The sequence below is a fragment of the Chryseobacterium sp. PvR013 genome, from assembly GCF_017833095.1.
Taxonomy (GTDB): domain Bacteria; phylum Bacteroidota; class Bacteroidia; order Flavobacteriales; family Weeksellaceae; genus Chryseobacterium; species Chryseobacterium culicis_A.
The window spans coordinates 542,607-560,922 of record NZ_JAFIBT010000001.1; the positions used below are offsets into that span (position 1 = coordinate 542,607).

An 18,316-nucleotide genomic window follows, 5' to 3' on the forward strand; every position below is an offset into this window, starting at 1 on the left:
TTGACTTTTAATCAAACTTTTTACTAACTTTACACTGATGAAAAAGATATCTGTCATATTTATTCTGCCGGACTTAGAAACCGGGGGAGCAGAAAGGATTGTTACTACTATAGCGAATCATCTTTCCAGAGATCGGTTTGAACCCAAGATTTTGCTGTTACGTAAACAAGGCGGATATTTGAATTTTCTGAAAAAAGATGTCGAAATCATCGATATCAATACCGAAAGAATAAGACACTCATTAAGGCCTATTTTAGGAGAAATCTACAGAAGAAAACCGGATATTGTTTTCTCAGGTTTCGGAGAGGTAAATGCCTATTTATCTCTATTTATAAAACTCTTTCCAAGAACGAAATTCATTGCCAGGGAAACCAATGTGGTTACCCAGCATGTAACCCGCAAAGAGATTAAATTCTTCTATAATTTTTACAATAATTATCAGAGAATCATTGCTCAGAGTGATGATATGATGAAAGATCTGGTGGATAATTTTAATATTAAAAAGAAAAAAATTGTCAAGATCAATAATCCTGTAGACTTTGATTTCATTGAAGATAAAATGGCAATATCTTTAAAACCAGAATGCTTCAAATACAATTATAAAAATGTGGTTGCCATTGGTAATTTATCTTCCAGAAAAGGATTTGACAACTTACTGAAAGTTTTTTCGAGACTGAAAAATCAGAATATTATGCTTCATATTTTGGGAGATGGAAAAGATAAAGACATTCTGGTTCAGACAAAAGAACTTTTAGGACTGAAAAAAGTGATCTTCCATGGCAGACAGGAGAATCCTTATCAGTACTTGAAATATGCTGATCTATTCATTCTTTCTTCAAGATATGAAGGTTTTCCGAATGTTCTTCTGGAAGCAGGAGCCTGCGGAACTTATTCTTTAGCCAATAACTGTCCCGGGGGAATTAATGAAATTATCCAGCACAATATAAATGGTGAAATTGCCAATATTGAAAATTATGATGGTTTTGCCCAGCAGATTGTAACCGTATTGCAGAACAATTACAACAGAGATGCTATAAAAAACTCGATTAAATCACGTTTTTCTAAGAATATTATTTTGGATAAATATGAGAAAGTTTTGCTGGATTTAATGAAGTAGTCTCATCATATTATTTGCCTTATGGAGGTTTATTTTCTTAGATTTGGGGCTTTATTAAATCAATATCAATGAATAAAATCCAAAAATTAGGATGTGCCTGTGAAAAACCTGACTTCAATTATACTGAATTCAGAAGTTCGGAATTAGGTATAGATCATACAGACGGAAGATATGGAGAAGTAACGATTCAACAGTGCAAGCTGTGCCAAAGAATATGGATTCATTATTTTGTTGAATATGAAAGTTTTTCCAAATCAGCAAGATGGTACAAAGGAATTGTTTCGAAAAAAGAGCGTTCACAGATTACTCCGGAAAATGCAGTGGAATATCTGGAAAGCCTTGACTGGTATGTATATGGTGGTTCTTTTTTTGAAAGCACAGGTACATTTGGACAAGGAAAACTGAATATCTAATATTATATACTGATTCAATACATTAAATATCTAATCAATGAAGCCATTTATAATTGTTATTTTGATGCTGAACTCTGTTGTTTTAGCAGCTCAGCAGAAGACCATCTCCAGAAAAGAATTATTAAAAACGGCTCTTGATCAGAATGTTAAATCTACAGAAATTCAGGAAATAACAATGGCTGCAGGACAAGGAGCTCCCGAACATTTGCATCCCTGTCCCGTTTTAGGAATTATAAATTCTGGCGAAGCCTTTTTTCAGATTGAAGGACAACAAAAAGTGGTGCTTCATGCAGGAGATGCTTTTTACGAACCTAAAAACGTGAAAATTCTTCATTTTGATAATGCATCAGCTGAAAAACCCCTGGTCTTCACCGCAATTTACCTGAAGGAAGGGAATGAAGAAAATATAAAGTTCATAAAATAACATTTTTCATAAAACTAAAGCATATAATTATCATTTTTAAAATTGATAAAACTCACTTTGGTGCTTGGTAATTTATATGTAAATTTGTGAGAATTAAGATAGATAATAATAAACAAATTCATACAATAACATGAGTCAATTCGATGTTACCGTAATAGGTTCTGGTCCCGGTGGTTATGTGGCTGCTATTCGTGCAGCACAATTAGGTTTCAAAACAGCAATTATTGAAAAATATTCAACTTTAGGCGGAACTTGTCTTAACGTTGGATGTATTCCGTCAAAAGCGCTTCTTGACAGCTCTGAACATTTCGAAAATGCAAAACACAATTTTGCAGGTCACGGAATTATCATCAACGAGCCTCAGGCAGATATCGCAAGAATGATCGAGCGTAAGAACGAAGTGATCAAACAAAACACTGACGGAATCAGCTACCTGATGAACAAAAACCAGATTACTGTTTTTGAAGGAGTAGGAAGCTTCGAATCTGCTACTCAGATTAAAGTGACGAAAAACGACGGTTCTTCTGAAACCATCGAATCTAAATATACAATCATTGCAACGGGTTCTAAGCCATCTGCACTGCCTTTCATCTCTTTAGACAAAGAAAGAGTGATTACTTCTACGGAAGCTTTAAACCTTAAAGAAATTCCTAAGCATCTGGTAGTAATCGGAGGTGGAGTTATCGGTCTTGAACTAGGTTCTGTATACCTAAGATTGGGAGCTCAGGTAACGGTTGTTGAATTTATGGATAAAATCATCCCTGGAATGGATGGAGCTTTAAGCAAAGAATTGACTAAAGTTCTTAAAAAACAAGGAATGAAGTTTATGCTTTCTACTGCGGTTTCTGCGGTTGAAAGAAACGGAGATACAGTAAAGATCACGGCTAAAGATAAAAAAGGAGAAGAAGTAGTAGTAGAAGGAGATTACTGTTTAGTTTCTGTGGGAAGAAAACCTTACACAGATGGTCTTGGCCTTGAGAAAGCAGGAGTAGAACTTGACGAAAGAGGAAGAGTAAAAGTAAACGACCACCTACAAACGAATGTTGCGAATATCTATGCTATTGGTGACGTTATCAAAGGGGCAATGCTTGCTCACAAAGCTGAAGAAGAAGGTGTTTTTGTAGCTGAAACATTAGCTGGACAAAAACCTCACATCAACTATAACCTTATTCCTGGTGTTGTTTATACATGGCCGGAAGTTGCAGGAGTTGGTAAAACTGAAGAGCAGCTGAAAGAGGAAGGAGTAGCTTACAAAGTTGGATCTTTCCCAATGAGAGCATTAGGTAGAAGCCGTGCAAGCGGTGATATCGATGGTCTTGTTAAGATTATTGCAGACGAAAAAACAGACGAGGTTTTAGGAATGCACATCATAGGAGCAAGAGCTGCTGACCTTATTGCAGAAGGAGTAATTGCTATGGAATTCCGTGCAAGCGCTGAAGATATCGCAAGAAGTTCTCATGCTCACCCAACTTATGCAGAAGCGATTAAAGAAGCTGCGTTGGATGCTACGGCAAAAAGGCCAATTCATATGTAATATTTGATTAAAAGATTTAATCATTTAAATATTTAAAAATTAAAGGCTGTTTCTTTTTGATACAGCCTTTTTTATATGGGTTTGGCATAAAAATGGAGATGGTTTTTGAAAATTTCATGTATGAAAAAGATTTTTATCAGTGGGATGCTTTTGGCAGGAATGAGTTCATTTGCTCAGCAAGCGGGGAAGGCAGGAGAATTATTAAAAAATGAAGCTTCAGCTACAGAAATGAGATCTCCCAAAATCTTAAATGAAAGAAACAAAAGCCCTGATGGGATGAGACCTGGAAATAATACTATTCCTCAGAGAAACAGAAATAATAATCCAAATTATCAGTGGAACAGAAACTACGGATATGCAGAAGTTTTTCTCAGAATTCCTGAGCAGGGCTTTTTTACCGTTGAGGTTGGAGATCAGATGATGGCCAATGGTTCCGGAAAATACAGATTCTTTGATTTGTCATCAGGGAGAATGCCCATTTCAATTTATGAAAGTGGTTTCTTGGTGTACAGAACAACGTTGATGCTTCGTAATAACAATAGAGTGGTACTTGATTTTTTCACCAATGAAGGTCTCTATTTATTGGATTCTTACCCTGTTCAGAATCAATATGGATTTAATGATTGGAATGACATCTGGAATAATCCTTACGGAAATCAATCGGATGACTGGTATAACCAAGGAAATGTTATGGATAACAATTCTTTCCGCCAGTTTTTTGATATGATGATGAGAAATGAAAAGTTTGATGACGGGAAAGTAGCCATGATCAATCAGCAGATGCGTACTTCTATGTTTACTTCTGCACAAATAAGAGATCTGGTAAAAGCCCTTAGTTTTGATAATAAAAAATTGGCATTGGCGAAGTCTATGTACCGAAATTGTGCCGATAAAGAAAGATATTTCATGGTGTATGATGCCTTTGATTTTGAAAGCAGCAAACGGGAACTGATGGATTATATTTCTAATTTATAATATTCAATAAGAACGAGCTTTAGCTCGTTTTTATTTTTTATAGGATTTCCATTGGCTTCAGCCAAAACCTATGTTTTTGATTACATTATTTTCAGGTTATCATAAAACTTAGAATGTTTCGGAGCGATATTAAGCTGTATTCCAAAGGTTATTCCTTTAAAATATTTATCTCTGTGAATAGGAAAAGCATATCCGGTATTGAGAAATACAGCATTAAATAGTGAAACCCCTATTCTTGGTTCCACTGAATAGGGGTTGGCGGAAACCCCAATCAACAATCCGGCACGGAGAAAATTGATATTCATTTCGGGAATCAATTTATCTGTTTCATTAACACGGGTATAAAGCAAAGAGGGGCCCGCAATAATAGAACCTTCGTAGCTTTCTCCAAATCTGTATTCTAATCCGGCCTGCACAACATTTCTTCCGGTATATCGATATGAAATATTCACCGCTGTTTTCTCCAGCAGTTGAGCATTTGAAAAGATAACCGAAAGGAAAAAAGGTAGGATGAAATACTTTTTCATGATTGTTTTTTTATTCAAATGTAAGCGTTTTACAGTCTTTATGAAAGGCTAAAATAAGTCTTCAAAAGAATTATAACGGTATTGACTAGGATGGCATCTTCAAATTTCCGTACCTTTGTCAGCTAATTTTATCATCAATGCAACTCGGAAAAACTCAAACTTTAACAATTTCAGAAAAAATTAATTCAGGATGGATCCTCGTAGATGAATCCGGTGAAAAGGCTTTTCTGCCTAAAATCTTTATTCAGGATGAAAAAGAAATAGGTGAGGAGGTTGAAGTTTTTGTCTATCAGGATGATGATAAATTGAAAGCTACTACTGAAATTCCATTGGCTGAAGTAGGTGAATTTGCGGTGATGAGCTGTGTACAAAGTCTTCCAAGTGGAGCTTTTATGGATTGGGGAATTATTAAAGATTTATTTATCCCTTACAAGCAGCAGAAAACCAAAATCATCGAAGGAAAAAGATATCTGGTTTATCTGTATGTAGATGAAGATATGGAACTGATTACAGGGACTACAAAGTTTAAGAGAAATCCACAGTATGAAGAGCTTCCGTTCAAAAAAGGAGACAAAGTAGATCTGATTATGATGAACGAAAGTGAGCTGGGTTGGAACGTGATTATCAACAAACAATATATTGGATTGATCTATGTTTCCGATGTTTTCAAAAAGCTATATCCGCTGTCAGAAGAAAGTGGATACATCAAAACAATACGTGAAGACGGGAAGATAGATATTTCTTTACAACCGGAAGGTTTTGAAAATATTGATGAGTTTAAGCAGAAGATTCTGGACAAGCTGGAGGAAAATTACGGACTTCTGTATGTATCAGATAAGTCTTCTCCTGAAGAAATCAAGAATGAGCTTCAGATGAGTAAGAAGAACTTTAAAAAGGCAATCGGAGGACTTTATAAAGATAAAATCATCGATATCTCAGAGGATAAAATCAAATTATTATAACATAAAAAAACGAGCAGAAATTTCTGCTCGTTTTTTGTTACTCTCTGTTCTTGATCAGAAGCCATCCGTTATAGATTCTTCCGTCAGAAACTTTTATGGTATACCAGTAATTTCCTGTAGAGACAGCATGTGATTCATATCTTCCATCCCATTGGAAAGGTCGGTTTTTAATAATTTCTTTATACACCATAGCACCTCTTCTGTCATATAAGCTGACTTCAGTACCCGGATAGTTTTCCAATCCTGCAATTCTCCAGGTATCATTGATTCCATCACCGTTAGGGCTAATAGCATTAGGAATGTTGAATATAGAGAAGTTTTTCTTTCCGATCGTACATCCGGATTTTGTTCTCACATATACGATATATTCTCCCATTTGTAAGTGGGTGAATATATTGGAATCCTGCCATGTGAAATTGTCTAAAGAAAACTCATAATTCCCGCTCTGAGAAAGAATAACTGTAGCTGTATTGTTGGTAATATTCACGGAAACAATATGCGCTAAAACAGAATAACTCACCTGAGTAGAACTTGTACTTTCGCATCCGAAAATGTTGGTTACTTTCACTGTATAAGTTCCCGGAGTGGCTACTGTAATGGTTTGGGTGGTTGCTCCGGTATTCCATTCGTAAGACTTAAATCCAGATCCTGCATCCAGTACAACGGATTTTCCTTCACAGAAATCAAGTGTATCAGGAAGCTGAACAATAGGTTTAGGATTCAGTGTAAGGTTTAATCTTACCACTTTAAAACACCCATCTGGAGTTGCAACTCTTACATGGATAAGCGTTGTTCCCACATTTAAAACATAACCCGAGGGATTGGAAATAGGATTTCCTGCAGTATCAGTATACGTGAAGATATAATTTCCTGGATTATTAATAATGCTGGCTTCATAAGAGTGAAGATTCACAACCATTGAGTTTGCCGTAGTTGTATTACATTGTACCTGTGTAATATCCTTTGCTGGTACATTATCTGTGGACAGCGTTACAGTAATTGCCAGTTTTTCAGATTCACAGTTGTTTAATGTCTGGGTTACAAAATATGTTTGTCCGTTTACAAGCGGAGTTGTCATTGGGATAACATTTCCTGCAGCATTATAAAACGTAAGCGATGTACCTGTTACAACAATTTTTTCTAATGTAGGATTGGCAGACGCACAGAAATCCTGATTGGCATTGGCTGTAGGTTTAGGTGTAGTATTTACGGTCACCTGAATAGCTATTTTATTACTCTCACATCCATTAATGGTTTGAGTAGCATAATAGGTTTGCCCATTGGCAAGAGCAGTTGTTGCAGGTAAAATATTTCCTGCTGCATCATACCATTTTATATTCTGTCCTGTAACCTGAATATCAGAAATCTTTGGGTTGCTGGTAGCACAGAAGGTTTGTTGGGTGTTTCCTGTAGGGGTAACACCTTGTATTGAAAATACTTTAAAAGGAGCTTTATCACTCTCACATTCCGCACTGTATTGAGTAACATAATACTGAGCACCTTCAATAATATACGCACTACTGTTCATCAGGTTGCCGGCAGCATTATAAAACCTGATATTTTGGTTATTATTAATGTTCAGTTGGGATAAAGTCATTTGATTCACATTACTGCAAAAATAAAAGTCATTTACAGTTAATGTGGGTGGAGAATTTTTGATGATCACTTTTACCGCCAATCTTTTATTATTATAAGGGCAGGACTCGTCCTGAACAGAAGCATAATAAATAGTATTATGCTGTAGCGGAGTAGTGCTGCTTAAAGGAGTAGTAGAAGTTAAAGAATCATACCAGGTAGTGTAGGATGTATTAGGATGTAAATCATGTATTGTTGGATTTATTAATGAACAAAACGTCTGTATCTTGTCTCCATCGGGAGTTCCATTATAGCATTTTCCAAATTTTTGAACAAAAGAGTTTACATCGCTATTGGTATATTTTATTTCTTTAATATCCTGATCAGGATTGAAGTCCTGATATCCATCGTAATTTCCGGTAAGAATAATATTCCCTTCATAATCTATGTTTTGGTCAAAAGTATAAGAAGAGAAATCACTTTTGTTGAATATTAATTTGCCGTCATTTCTGAATTTTAAATAATAGGTTTGAGCATCGTTGGTCAAATAGCTATAATTAAGGCCTATATCCATTCTTTTTACAATCTCCTCAGTATTGTTATTTCCATTGACAACCTTAATCATATTATCCGTATAACGCACAAAAAAATTTAGCGTATTGTCAGCATTCATTTTAATAGAGAGAAAGTCATAGCTGCCATCTCCTTTGATGAGAGAATTCCATACCAAATGACCATTCGAGTTTATTTTATAGATCATTGTACGCCCCTCCACAGGAGCATTGATTGTTGTGTTTGGAAAGACAATATTTTGCGGCTGATTATAAGTGCTGGCGGTATAAATATTACCGGCATTGTCAATTTCAATCTTTGAGTTCGCTGTTCCAAGATATATACTTGAATAGGTCAATGGCTGATACCAGGTGAAGTTTCCATTCGTATTGAATTTTGCTAAAAAGGCCTGATTGTAACTACTATTATTGGAAGGGAAATTATTATTATCGATTTTCAAACCTGCTTCAAAGTGGCCAAGAATAACGATACTATTGTTTTGGTCTGTCTTTACGGTATGAATTGTCGGGGTATTATGAGCATGAATTGGACGGGCCCATGAAAAAGCTCCGGCAGGAGTATTCTTCATAACAAATAAACCGTTTGGAGCAGGTAAATTAAATACAACATTAGGATCCGGATTCAGATCAGTAATAAATAAAGGTGGATAATTAGCATAATTTCCTGTCGAGATTATATTGTTATTAGAATCAATAGTACAGGTCATGTTATACACATAATTATAAATATTTCCAAAGACAAAATTTCCATTAACATCCAGTTTTGCCATAAATGCACTACCAGAGTTAATTCCTGTATTAAAAATAGTTTCTGAGTTAGGGTTTAATTTTAAATCATGCCCATCTGTATATCCTGTAAATACCAGATTGTCTTGTTTATCTACTACTAAGGAAGTAATTGATGAAGAATATTTTGACCTGATTTCTTTTACCCATATTACATTTTTGTTTTTGTCGAACTTTGCAATAACAGCCCTTGAATCCTCATCCACACTGGTAGTTTTGGTAATATTATCGAATGTGATACTATTGATGCTGGGAAATGCATAATGACCATATTTCCCTCCAACATAAATATTTCCTTGTGAGTCTGTACCGCTAAAAGCAATATTATGCTGAGATTCTATGATAGGACTTGTCGTCTGAAAATGCCAAAGCAGATTTTGTGAAAATAGAAGTACCGCGTTCAAAACCATGAACAGCGAAAGGATTTTCTTCATCGGTTATTAATTTTTGCGGCAAAGATATAAAAATAGGCCTCTTGTTAAATGATAAATAATTGCAAACTTCAATCAAGAAACATGATGGATGTCATGACATTTTTGTTTAATTTTTTTGTTTAACAATTTTGTCAAAAATAAATTTTACTATAAATTTGCACAAATTTGTTTAACAAAAATGTCAAATCAAGCAAAAAAAGACCAAACACAGGAATTGATCAAGGAGACAGCGAAGAATTTGTTCTTTGTGAAAGGAAAATTTGATGCTACTACGCAGGAGATTGCAGATGAAGCTGGAGTGAACAGAACCCTTATTAATTACTATTTCCGTTCAAGGGATAAGCTGATCCAGATCATCTTTGATGAAGCGCAAAGAGTAGAACAGGAAAAATCGAAGATCATTCAGAATTCTGATCTGCCTTTTAAAGAAAAGATCAGCCAATTCATAGAAAGCAGCCTTTCTACCAGTCTTCAGTATCCGTATCTGGAAACGTATATCGTATCACAGATTAATAAAGGAACCTGCCATCAAAGAGAAATTGAAGAAGATATCCTGAATGATATGTACAAGGATATCGAAAAAGAAATGGAATTGGGAAATATTGAGAAAATGGCACCTGTTCAGTTTATTCTTAATATGGTTGCTCTATTAGTATTTCCAAGCGCCATAAGACCATTGTTTATGGAGAATTTATTAATTAATGATGAAGAATATGATAAGATTATTTCTGAACGAAAAGAGATTATTATCAATATGTTGTTCAAAAACTAAAAAAAACTAAAGTATTTCTGAAAATGATTCGTCAATTAGAAGTAAATAATGACTGAAAATTAAATAAAAAATAAACGAAGTATAAAATTATGAATAGAAAACGTATAACTGCTACAAAGCTAAAAATTGGGATAGCTTCAGCATTTATGATTTTCGGCTCAACATTGATGTCTGCCCAGCAGCAGGTTTCCCTGCAGGAAGCTATAAAACAGGCACTTCAAAATAAGGCAGAAGCTAAAAAAGCTGCTTTACAGGTCAAAAAAGCCGAATATAAGATTGATGAAGCCAGAGCCGGTGCTTTGCCACAGGTCACTGCTACGGCGGGTTTAACCTATAATCCGATTATTCAGGAATCTTTGCTGGAATTTGGAGGAGAAAAAATCAGGGCTCAGTTTGGCCAGCCTTGGGGTTCAACAGCTTCTGTACAACTTCAGCAGGCGATTTTTGACCAAAGAGTATTTACAGGACTTAAAGCGGCAAAATCTACAAGAGAGTTTTATGTACTGAATGCTCAGTTAACCAATGAACAGATTATTGAAAATGTAGCAACCGCTTATTATCAGGTGTTTGTACAGGAGGAAAATCTTAAAACGGTAACAGCCAGCTATGCCAATACTGAAAAAGTAAGAAATGTTATTAAAAGCCTTGTTGATAATGGTTTGGCAAAGTCCATCGATTTAGACAGGACAAATGTTCAGCTTACGAATATTGGTTCCAATAAGCAGACTCTAATCAACTCTGTTGAACTTTCAAAAAATGCTCTGAAGTTTTATATGGGAATCCCGATTTCTACAGACATCGAGCTTGAAGAAAAAGAAATTCAACCAAAACCTGAGCTGATTGCGAGCAATGTCAATCTTAATGACCGTACAGAGATCAAAGTTTTGAATAAAAACAGGGAACTTTTGGTTTTCAATAAAAAAGCAACCGAAGCTTATCTTTATCCATCAGTAAATCTTACTGCGAACTACGGATGGGGAGCAAACGGAGCAAAATTCCCGTTAACAAACGGTCTTAGTAAAGGGGTTCTTTGGAGTGATTATTCAGCAATTGGTTTGAATGTAAATATTCCTATTTTCACAGGAGGAGCTACAAAAGCAAAGATCAATCAGGCAGAAATTGATATTCAGGATCTTGATGTTGACATTGAAAACACTCAGTTGAGCTTAAGTTTAGATTATAAAAATGCAGTCACCAACATGGAAAATGCATTGATTAATATCGAAAGCATGAAAGATAATGTAGGATTGGCAGAAAGGGTTCAGAAAAATACCCAGTCAAATTATCAATACGGGTTAGCAACCCTTACTGAGGTGCTGGATTCTGAAAATGCATTGACACAGGCGAAACAGAACTATTCTAATGCATTACTGGATTACAAACAGGCCGAGATCAAGCTGATAAAAGCTAAGGGTGAACTAAACACACTACAAAACTTATAATAAACTAAAATGAAAAAAACTTTAATATATATCATCGTAGCAGCAGTACTGATAGGTTTAGCCGCTTACAAGATTGCCGGGAACAAAGAAAAGCAGACACAGGAAGTAAAAGAAGTTGCCAAGCAGGTAGATAAAATCAACGTTAATATTGTAACTGTTACAAGAGAAAATATTGATACAGATTACTCTGCCAACGGGACTTTCATTCCTAAGCAGGAAATGAACCAGTCTTCTGAAATCTCAGGACGTATTGTAAGCGTTTTGGTAAAAGAAGGTTCAAGAGTGAGTGCAGGACAGGTGCTGGCAACGATCAAGAGAGATGCCATCGAAGTGGATGTTACACAGGCTCAGAATAATTTGCAAAATGCGATTATCGATAATCAGCGTTACGAAAATGCTTTTAAAACAGGAGGTGTTACAAAACAGCAGGTTGATAACTCAAGACTTCAGCTGAAAAATGCACAGGCCGCTGTGAAAGCTCAGGGAGTAAGAGTGAATGACACCAGCATTCGTGCAGGTATCAGTGGTACCATCAATAAGAAAATGGTTGAGCCGGGAACAGTGGTTTCTGTAGGGACTTCCATGTTTGAAATTGTTAATATCAACAGTCTTAAACTTTCTGTATTGGTAGACGAAAGCCAGGTTGGCAGAATCGCGCTCGGTCAGGAAGTTTCAATTAATGTTAATGTTTTACCGGAAGACTCTTTCAGCGGTAGAATTACATTCATTGCTCCTAAAAGTGATGCTACTTTAAATTTCCCGGTTGAAATTGAAGTTCAGAATAAAGGAAACTTAAAAGCAGGGATGTATGCCACTGCTACATTTAAAACAAATCACGGTGCTGAAACCCAAAATATGCTGACTGTTCCTGCAGAAGCTTTTGTAAATGGAGTAAGTTCAGGACAGTTATTTATTGTAAATAATGGTACTGCTAAATTAATTAAAGTTCAGACTGGTAAAGTATACGGTGACAAAGTTCAGATCTTAAGCGGACTGAATGGTGGCGAACAGGTAATTACCAGCGGGCAGATTAATCTTGATAACGGTTCGAAAATCAATATCGTAAAGTAAGCAGAAGATGAAGTTAGCAGAAATATCCATTAAAAGGCCATCGCTGGTTATCGTATTATTTACGATACTTACGCTGGGTGGCTTATTAAGTTACTCCATGATGGGGTATGAGTTGATTCCAAAGTTTGAAACCAATATGGTAACCATTTCTACGGTATATCCGGGAGCTTCGCCTGCTGAGGTGGAAACTTCGGTAACCCGAAAAATTGAAGATGCTGTTGGTTCTTTGGAAAACGTGAAAAAAGTAGAATCTTCATCTTACGAAAGTTTATCGGTTATTATGGTGCAGCTGAATACCGGTGCCGATGTGAACTATGCTTTGAATGATGCACAGAGAAAAGTAAATGCTATTTTAGCAGATCTTCCCGATGATGCAGATCCTCCTTCTTTGCAAAAGTTCTCATTGGATGATCTTCCGATCATGACTTTGAGTATTGCCAGTGATAAACTGAATAATAAAGATCTTTATGATCTTTTAGATAAAAAAATTGAACCTATTTTTTCCCGTGTAAATGGTGTTGCCCAGGTAGACCTTGTAGGTGGGCAGGAAAGAGAAATTCAGGTAAGTTTAGATGAAAAGAAAATGCAGGGATACGGTCTTGCCATTGCAGATGTACAGCAGGCAATTCTTTCTTCAAACTTGGATTTCCCAACGGGAGCTTTGAAAACGAGAACTTCCAGATCTACGATCAGACTTTCTGGAAAGTATAAAAATGTTGCTGAAATGAATAATCTTGTAGTTTCCAATAAAGATGGAGCTCAGGTGCGTTTATCTGATATTGCAACCGTTTTTGATACACAGAAAGATGTGGAGAAAGTGGCAAGATATAACCAGAATTCAACGATTTTACTTCAGGTTAAAAAACAATCTGATGCCAATGCGGTTTCCGTTTCAGATTTAGTTAAGAAAACAATCGCTGATGTTCAGAATAATTACAAAACTCAGGGGATTAAAATAAATATTGTAGATGATACAACAGACTTTACGCTTGAAGCTGCAGACCATGTAATTTTCGATTTATTCTTAGCGATTATCCTGGTAGCAGTAGTAATGTTACTCTTCCTTCATAACATCAGAAACGCATTTATCGTTATGGTTTCTATTCCGATGTCATTGATTGCAACGGTGATTGGAATGTATCTTATGGGATATACCTTAAACCTGATGAGTTTACTTGGACTTTCATTAGTTGTTGGTATTCTTGTGGATGATGCAATTGTAGTTTTGGAGAACGTTTATCGTCACATGGAGATGGGGAAAAGCAGAATTCGTGCGGCATATGATGGTGCATCGGAAATTGGATTTACCGTAACGGCGATTACATTGGTAATTGTGGTGGTATTCTTACCGATTGCAATGAGCTCGGGATTGGTTGCTGATATCCTGGCACAGTTCTGCGTTACCGTAGTTATTGCGACAATGCTTTCATTATTGGCCTCATTTACTATTATTCCTTGGCTATCTTCAAGATATGGTAAATTGGTACACCTTTCAGGTAAAAATCCTTTTGAGAAATTTATTCTTTGGTTCGAAAAGCAACTGGAAAAATTCACACACTGGATCACAGGAATTTTAGAATGGTGCTTGAAAACGACATTAAGAAGAGTAATGACGGTTATTGTAACATTTATCATTTTGATCTCTTCATTTATGTTGGTTGCATTTGGATTTATTGGAGGTGAATTCTTCCCTAAAATGGATAGAGGACAGTTCCTAGTTCAGATGGAGTTACCAAAAGATGCATCTGTAGAAAAAACCAACCAGATTACTCTTGCTGTTGAAAAATATCTGAGAGAAGACAAAGATGTTGTAGATATGATCACAACAGTTGGTCAGCAGTCATCAGGTTTTGGTGGAGCACAGGCTACATTGTATCAGTCAGAGATTCAGGTGATTTTGGTAGATAAATCTGAACGTAATGAGAGCACAGATATCAAGTCCGCAAGAATCAAGAGGGCTTTAGAAGAAAAATTCACTGGAGTTGAATTTAAAACAGCACCAATTGGATTAATGGGAGCAGACAATGCACCAATTGAAATGGTAGTGACAGCTCAGGATAACGAAACAGCCAATAAAGAAGCAAACAGAATTCTTGAGTTGCTTAAAAAAGTTCCTGGTGCTGTAGATGCAGAATTATCAACTGACTCTGGAAGTCCTGAAGTACAGGTGAATATTGACAGAGATAAAATGGCTTCTTTAGGCTTAAATCTTTCTAGTGTAGGACAAACAATGCAAACTGCATTTAACGGAAATACAGATGGGAAATTCAGAGCCGGAGAATATGAATATGATATTAATATCCGTTTTGGTGATGCAAACAGAAAGTCTATTGAAGATGTAAGAAATCTTATGTTTACCAATCCTAAAGGAGAACAGGTAAGACTGAGCCAGTTTGCAGAAGTAAAAATGGGTTCAGGACCAAGTTTGTTGGAGCGTAGAGATAAAGCACCTTCTGTAAAGGTAAAATCTAAAGTAGTAGGTCGTCCTGTAGGGGATGTTGCCAATGAATGGGCTGCTAAATTTATGGATAACGAAAAGACCAAACCGGCCGGAGTAAGCTACATCTGGAGTGGTGATATGGAAAACCAGACTGAAGGTTTCGGTACTTTAGGAATTGCATTAATGGCTGCTATTGTATTGGTTTATCTGGTAATGGTTTCATTATATGACTCATTTGTATATCCTTTCGTGGTATTATTTTCTATTCCTCTGGCATTGATCGGGGTAATGGTTATTCTTGCCATCACAGGAAATTCATTGAACATATTTACGATGCTGGGGATGATCATGTTGATTGGTTTGGTAGCGAAGAACGCAATTATGATTGTCGACTTTGCGAATATGAGGAAAGCGGCTGGTGCAAGTACGCATGATGCTTTAATTCAGGCAAACCACGCACGTCTTCGTCCGATCTTGATGACTACTATCGCGATGATCTTCGGTATGATCCCGATTGCAATTGCAAAAGGTGCCGGAGCAGAAATGAACAATGGATTAGCCTGGGTAATTATCGGTGGTTTGACATCGTCATTATTCCTGACCCTAATTATTGTACCGGTAGTTTATTCAATATTTGACTCTATCTTAAGAAGAATGGGTAAACATGAAAAAGTGGATTATGAAGCTGAAATGAAAGCTGAATATGTACATAGAGAGCTAAGTGAAGATGGATTTACTTCGAAACATGTAGATAAATAAAATTAAACCTTTAATTAACCGAAAGCGCCTCAGATTTTCTGAGGCGCTTTTTTGTTGATATTTGATGATTTAAAATTGGTTATATGGATTTTGGTTAAAGCCGTTGGATACTATTTGTTATTGTAAATGGACTAAAGCCCATTTCTATTGATAAATGCCGAATGATATTTGTTAAGAGAAAATAAGTTGTTTTTAAGTTGAATTATCGGCTTGTGTCATTCTGACGAAGGAAGAATCTCAGTTGTAATAAACCCATGAGATTCTTCACTACATTTCATTTCGTTCAGAATGACAAACGTAAACTGTTAACTTTTGACTCATTCAATAGGGGCTTGCTTTAGCCCGCTTAAATTTATAACAGCCAATATTGGCTTTAGCCAAAACATAACATTCCGTTTTTTGGCAACAAAAAAGCTTCCAGCAAAAACTGAAAGCTCTTATATATTGTAATGTAAAAAATTAATCTGCCATCGCTTCTCCGGACTTTCTGTACACGAAGTTTCCGTAGATGTGTCTTCTTGCAAAACGGCTTGGTGAATCAGCGTTGATCATTTTAATGTAAGTGTTTTTAGGAACTCCCATATACTCATACATATTTCCGTTCAGGTGCTGAACCGTTAAAATTGATTTTTCAAGATAAAAATCCTGAATATTAGATTTTGTAATGGTTTCAGTATATTCTTCTTTGTACTTTTCCTGTGTTTCAGAATTAATACTTACCAAAAAGTGATAGGCTTCAATTACAGATTTACTTTTTTCTTCAGCTTCCAGTTTTCCGGCTTCATCATTAATAAATTTATCAGGATGCGTATCTTTCATCACATTTCTGTAAATCGTCTTTAATTCTTTTAAAGTAACATTTTTATCTACTCCAAGAAGTGTTCTGTGCTCACCAATTTTTTTCATATCTCTAATCCTTATTTTCGGGGTGCAAAATTAAGAAATTAAATCCACAAAATCATAACTTATTCATTTTTAATTTGTTTTAGTTTTGATTCTTCCTTGCATGGAATTGATAGTAAAAGAAATAGAGGATTTGAATCTTCAAATAAGATGTATCTATTCTCGGTGAAAATATTCATAAGCATAGCCTTCTAAATCTCCATCATCCGATATTAAATTGTTCTCTTCATCATAAATTTTGAAAGATTCTTGTATAGTACCAATACTTGCATAGCCATCTAAGCCAAGGAGAATTGTATAAAATGTGTCTGTCAGAAGACCTGAAACTATTTTCTTCAATTTTTCAGTTTGAATTTCATCCAAATTTAATTCTTCAATTTTTATTGAAGTTATACTTTTATATTCGGATTGACTATTAAAACAGGAATGGAGAATATTTTGTTTCTCTACATAAAAGTTTTTTACAAATTCTTCTGGAGACATTGTATTTAAGTTTGTTAATGTTAATTCTGAATAAAAATATAAAATGGAGTTTTTTATATCTTTTTTTGACTTTAATGACCAATTTGGTTTTATAAGCTAATTAAGCATCTAATATAAGTTTTATTCAATCTAAAATAAAAAAAACAGCACTCAATTCGAGTGCTGCTATTGTATTTTTCAATAATTAAATCTTTCAATTTTTTAATCATCCTAGGGTTCATCACAAGTTCTCTTCAGTTTTGTAAAGATCTTATCAAAATCTTTGTAAGAGGTATCTTCATCATTACGTTTCTGTCTGAAACTGCTGTTGGCACAGTTGTGAAAACCAAGACCAATCATATCAATTAATGCATAATCTTCTTTTTGGGGATCATTCATTTTGGCATCAAATCTTGCCATTACTCCTTTTGGATCTGCATTATTTCTGCTTTTAAGCTCCGTATAGTTTCTCCATGCAGCAAACATTTTTTCTCTGTCGGGAGAGGATATTGCATCAATCTGTTCTCTGCAGGTAGTGTAATATTTACTGTTTCTTAGCGTAGAAGGATCAGAATAAGCAAGGATTTCTTCTTTATTAAGCTGGTATTCATTCTCAAAAGAATCAATGGTTTCTTCCATTAATTTTTTCCATTTGGGAAGATCAATTACTTTAAGGCTGTATAATTCCTTTTTCTTTTCTTCATACTGCTTTTCAAGCTCCTGTAGATAAGTTTCTCTGTTTTTACGGATTTCTTCAAGCTGGGCAATTTTAAAAACAGGCTGGGTGTCAAATACAACGCCATTGAACTGATACAAAAGTTTATTAATTCCGTCTATTTCTTCTTTTTTATATTTAGCCGAATCAAAATACCCCTTATTGTCACAATTAAAAGTCTGATAGCTGTAAGGAGTCAGGTTATTTGCTTTTGCAGGAGTTTTTTGCCCCCAGATTGTAATGGATAAGGCCAAAGCAAGCCCAATCATCATTTTTTTCATGCACATAAATTGTTGAAAGAATCCGAATTTTCTGAATTTCTATGCAAAATTAAGGCTTTAAATTCAAAATATAAAGGATTAAATAGATTTTCTCAATGGTTTTTGCAAATTTTATATGGATTTTATACTGCTGCCTTTATATTTTAAAAATC

At 35.4% G+C, this 18,316-nt stretch carries 15 protein-coding genes; 10 read left to right on the forward strand and 5 right to left on the reverse strand.

The window, feature by feature from the left end; translation table 11 throughout:
- Window positions 1–37 precede the first annotated feature (37 nt).
- The 5 genes from JOE44_RS02495 (at window position 38) to JOE44_RS02515 (ending at window position 4,463) form a co-directional block, all read left to right on the forward strand.
- Window positions 38–1,117, forward strand: a complete 1,080-nt coding sequence (locus JOE44_RS02495) for a glycosyltransferase (protein WP_209784201.1) — start codon at window positions 38–40, stop codon at window positions 1,115–1,117.
- Window positions 1,118–1,185: 68 nt separating this feature from the next.
- Complete coding sequence (locus JOE44_RS02500; RefSeq protein ID WP_209784202.1) at window positions 1,186–1,530, forward strand: hypothetical protein; 345 nt, start codon at window positions 1,186–1,188, stop codon at window positions 1,528–1,530.
- A 37-nt stretch (window positions 1,531–1,567) separates the two neighbouring features.
- Window positions 1,568–1,954 carry a cupin domain-containing protein gene (locus JOE44_RS02505; protein WP_209784203.1) on the forward strand — a complete coding sequence of 129 codons (387 nt, stop codon included), beginning with the start codon at window positions 1,568–1,570 and terminating at the stop codon, window positions 1,952–1,954.
- Between the two features lie 130 nt (window positions 1,955–2,084).
- Complete coding sequence (gene lpdA / locus JOE44_RS02510; protein WP_105701327.1) at window positions 2,085–3,488, forward strand: dihydrolipoyl dehydrogenase; 1,404 nt, start codon at window positions 2,085–2,087, stop codon at window positions 3,486–3,488.
- A 120-nt stretch (window positions 3,489–3,608) separates the two neighbouring features.
- Window positions 3,609–4,463, forward strand: a complete 855-nt coding sequence (locus JOE44_RS02515; RefSeq protein WP_209784204.1) for a DUF4476 domain-containing protein — start codon at window positions 3,609–3,611, stop codon at window positions 4,461–4,463.
- Window positions 4,464–4,543: 80 nt separating this feature from the next.
- On the opposite strand, the gene JOE44_RS02520 is transcribed toward JOE44_RS02515, so the two are convergent.
- A complete protein-coding gene (locus tag JOE44_RS02520) occupies window positions 4,544–4,990 on the reverse strand; it encodes a hypothetical protein (RefSeq protein WP_209784205.1) in 447 nt (148 codons plus the stop codon).
- Between the two features lie 137 nt (window positions 4,991–5,127).
- Here JOE44_RS02520 and JOE44_RS02525 point away from each other — a divergent pair, with 137 nt between their 5' ends.
- Window positions 5,128–5,952, forward strand: coding sequence for a S1-like domain-containing RNA-binding protein (locus tag JOE44_RS02525; RefSeq protein ID WP_209784206.1), 825 nt, complete (start codon window positions 5,128–5,130; stop codon window positions 5,950–5,952).
- Between the two features lie 37 nt (window positions 5,953–5,989).
- Here JOE44_RS02525 and JOE44_RS02530 read toward each other — a convergent pair whose 3' ends face one another.
- The gene (locus JOE44_RS02530; protein WP_209784207.1) at window positions 5,990–9,319 is read right to left on the reverse strand and encodes a gliding motility-associated C-terminal domain-containing protein; all 3,330 of its coding nucleotides are present in this window, start codon (window positions 9,317–9,319) and stop codon (window positions 5,990–5,992) included.
- 178 nt (window positions 9,320–9,497) lie between these two features.
- Here JOE44_RS02530 and JOE44_RS02535 point away from each other — a divergent pair, with 178 nt between their 5' ends.
- From JOE44_RS02535 to JOE44_RS02550, 4 genes are all read left to right on the forward strand, one after another.
- On the forward strand, window positions 9,498–10,091 hold the full coding sequence (locus tag JOE44_RS02535) for a TetR/AcrR family transcriptional regulator (RefSeq protein ID WP_034695556.1): 594 nt from the start codon (window positions 9,498–9,500) through the stop codon (window positions 10,089–10,091).
- Between the two features lie 89 nt (window positions 10,092–10,180).
- Window positions 10,181–11,533 (forward strand): TolC family protein, encoded by a 1,353-nt coding sequence (locus JOE44_RS02540; RefSeq protein ID WP_105682070.1) that lies wholly within the window; start codon window positions 10,181–10,183, stop codon window positions 11,531–11,533.
- A gap of 9 nt (window positions 11,534–11,542) precedes the next feature.
- A complete protein-coding gene (locus JOE44_RS02545; RefSeq protein WP_209784208.1) occupies window positions 11,543–12,604 on the forward strand; it encodes an efflux RND transporter periplasmic adaptor subunit in 1,062 nt (353 codons plus the stop codon).
- A gap of 7 nt (window positions 12,605–12,611) precedes the next feature.
- The gene (locus JOE44_RS02550; protein WP_209784209.1) at window positions 12,612–15,803 is read left to right on the forward strand and encodes an efflux RND transporter permease subunit; all 3,192 of its coding nucleotides are present in this window, start codon (window positions 12,612–12,614) and stop codon (window positions 15,801–15,803) included.
- Window positions 15,804–16,262: 459 nt separating this feature from the next.
- Here JOE44_RS02550 and JOE44_RS02555 read toward each other — a convergent pair whose 3' ends face one another.
- The 3 genes from JOE44_RS02555 to JOE44_RS02565 all read right to left on the reverse strand — a co-directional run bounded on the left by JOE44_RS02555 (window position 16,263) and on the right by JOE44_RS02565 (window position 18,164).
- Entirely contained in the window at window positions 16,263–16,709 is a 447-nt protein-coding gene (locus JOE44_RS02555) for a KTSC domain-containing protein (RefSeq protein WP_076597776.1), read from the reverse strand.
- Window positions 16,710–16,862: 153 nt separating this feature from the next.
- Window positions 16,863–17,189 (reverse strand): hypothetical protein, encoded by a 327-nt coding sequence (locus JOE44_RS02560; RefSeq protein WP_209784210.1) that lies wholly within the window; start codon window positions 17,187–17,189, stop codon window positions 16,863–16,865.
- A 210-nt stretch (window positions 17,190–17,399) separates the two neighbouring features.
- Window positions 17,400–18,164: a hypothetical protein gene (locus JOE44_RS02565; RefSeq protein ID WP_209784211.1), complete on the reverse strand. Its 765-nt coding sequence runs from the start codon at window positions 18,162–18,164 to the stop codon at window positions 17,400–17,402.
- Window positions 18,165–18,316: the final 152 nt, after the last annotated feature.

Excerpts from the sequence above, each read along its gene's own strand:
- JOE44_RS02495 (WP_209784201.1), top strand. The coding sequence starts at position 38 with ATGAAAAAGATATCTGTCATATTTATTCTGCCGGACTTAGAAACCGGG.
- JOE44_RS02500 (WP_209784202.1), top strand. The coding sequence starts at position 1,186 with ATGAATAAAATCCAAAAATTAGGATGTGCCTGTGAAAAACCTGACTTC.
- JOE44_RS02505 (WP_209784203.1), top strand. The coding sequence starts at position 1,568 with ATGAAGCCATTTATAATTGTTATTTTGATGCTGAACTCTGTTGTTTTA.
- lpdA (WP_105701327.1), top strand. The coding sequence starts at position 2,085 with ATGAGTCAATTCGATGTTACCGTAATAGGTTCTGGTCCCGGTGGTTAT.
- JOE44_RS02515 (WP_209784204.1), top strand. The coding sequence starts at position 3,609 with ATGAAAAAGATTTTTATCAGTGGGATGCTTTTGGCAGGAATGAGTTCA.
- JOE44_RS02520 (WP_209784205.1), bottom strand. The coding sequence starts at position 4,990 with ATGAAAAAGTATTTCATCCTACCTTTTTTCCTTTCGGTTATCTTTTCA.
- JOE44_RS02525 (WP_209784206.1), top strand. The coding sequence starts at position 5,128 with ATGCAACTCGGAAAAACTCAAACTTTAACAATTTCAGAAAAAATTAAT.
- JOE44_RS02530 (WP_209784207.1), bottom strand. The coding sequence starts at position 9,319 with ATGAAGAAAATCCTTTCGCTGTTCATGGTTTTGAACGCGGTACTTCTA.
- JOE44_RS02535 (WP_034695556.1), top strand. The coding sequence starts at position 9,498 with ATGTCAAATCAAGCAAAAAAAGACCAAACACAGGAATTGATCAAGGAG.
- JOE44_RS02540 (WP_105682070.1), top strand. The coding sequence starts at position 10,181 with ATGAATAGAAAACGTATAACTGCTACAAAGCTAAAAATTGGGATAGCT.
- JOE44_RS02545 (WP_209784208.1), top strand. The coding sequence starts at position 11,543 with ATGAAAAAAACTTTAATATATATCATCGTAGCAGCAGTACTGATAGGT.
- JOE44_RS02550 (WP_209784209.1), top strand. The coding sequence starts at position 12,612 with ATGAAGTTAGCAGAAATATCCATTAAAAGGCCATCGCTGGTTATCGTA.
- JOE44_RS02555 (WP_076597776.1), bottom strand. The coding sequence starts at position 16,709 with ATGAAAAAAATTGGTGAGCACAGAACACTTCTTGGAGTAGATAAAAAT.
- JOE44_RS02560 (WP_209784210.1), bottom strand. The coding sequence starts at position 17,189 with ATGTCTCCAGAAGAATTTGTAAAAAACTTTTATGTAGAGAAACAAAAT.
- JOE44_RS02565 (WP_209784211.1), bottom strand. The coding sequence starts at position 18,164 with ATGAAAAAAATGATGATTGGGCTTGCTTTGGCCTTATCCATTACAATC.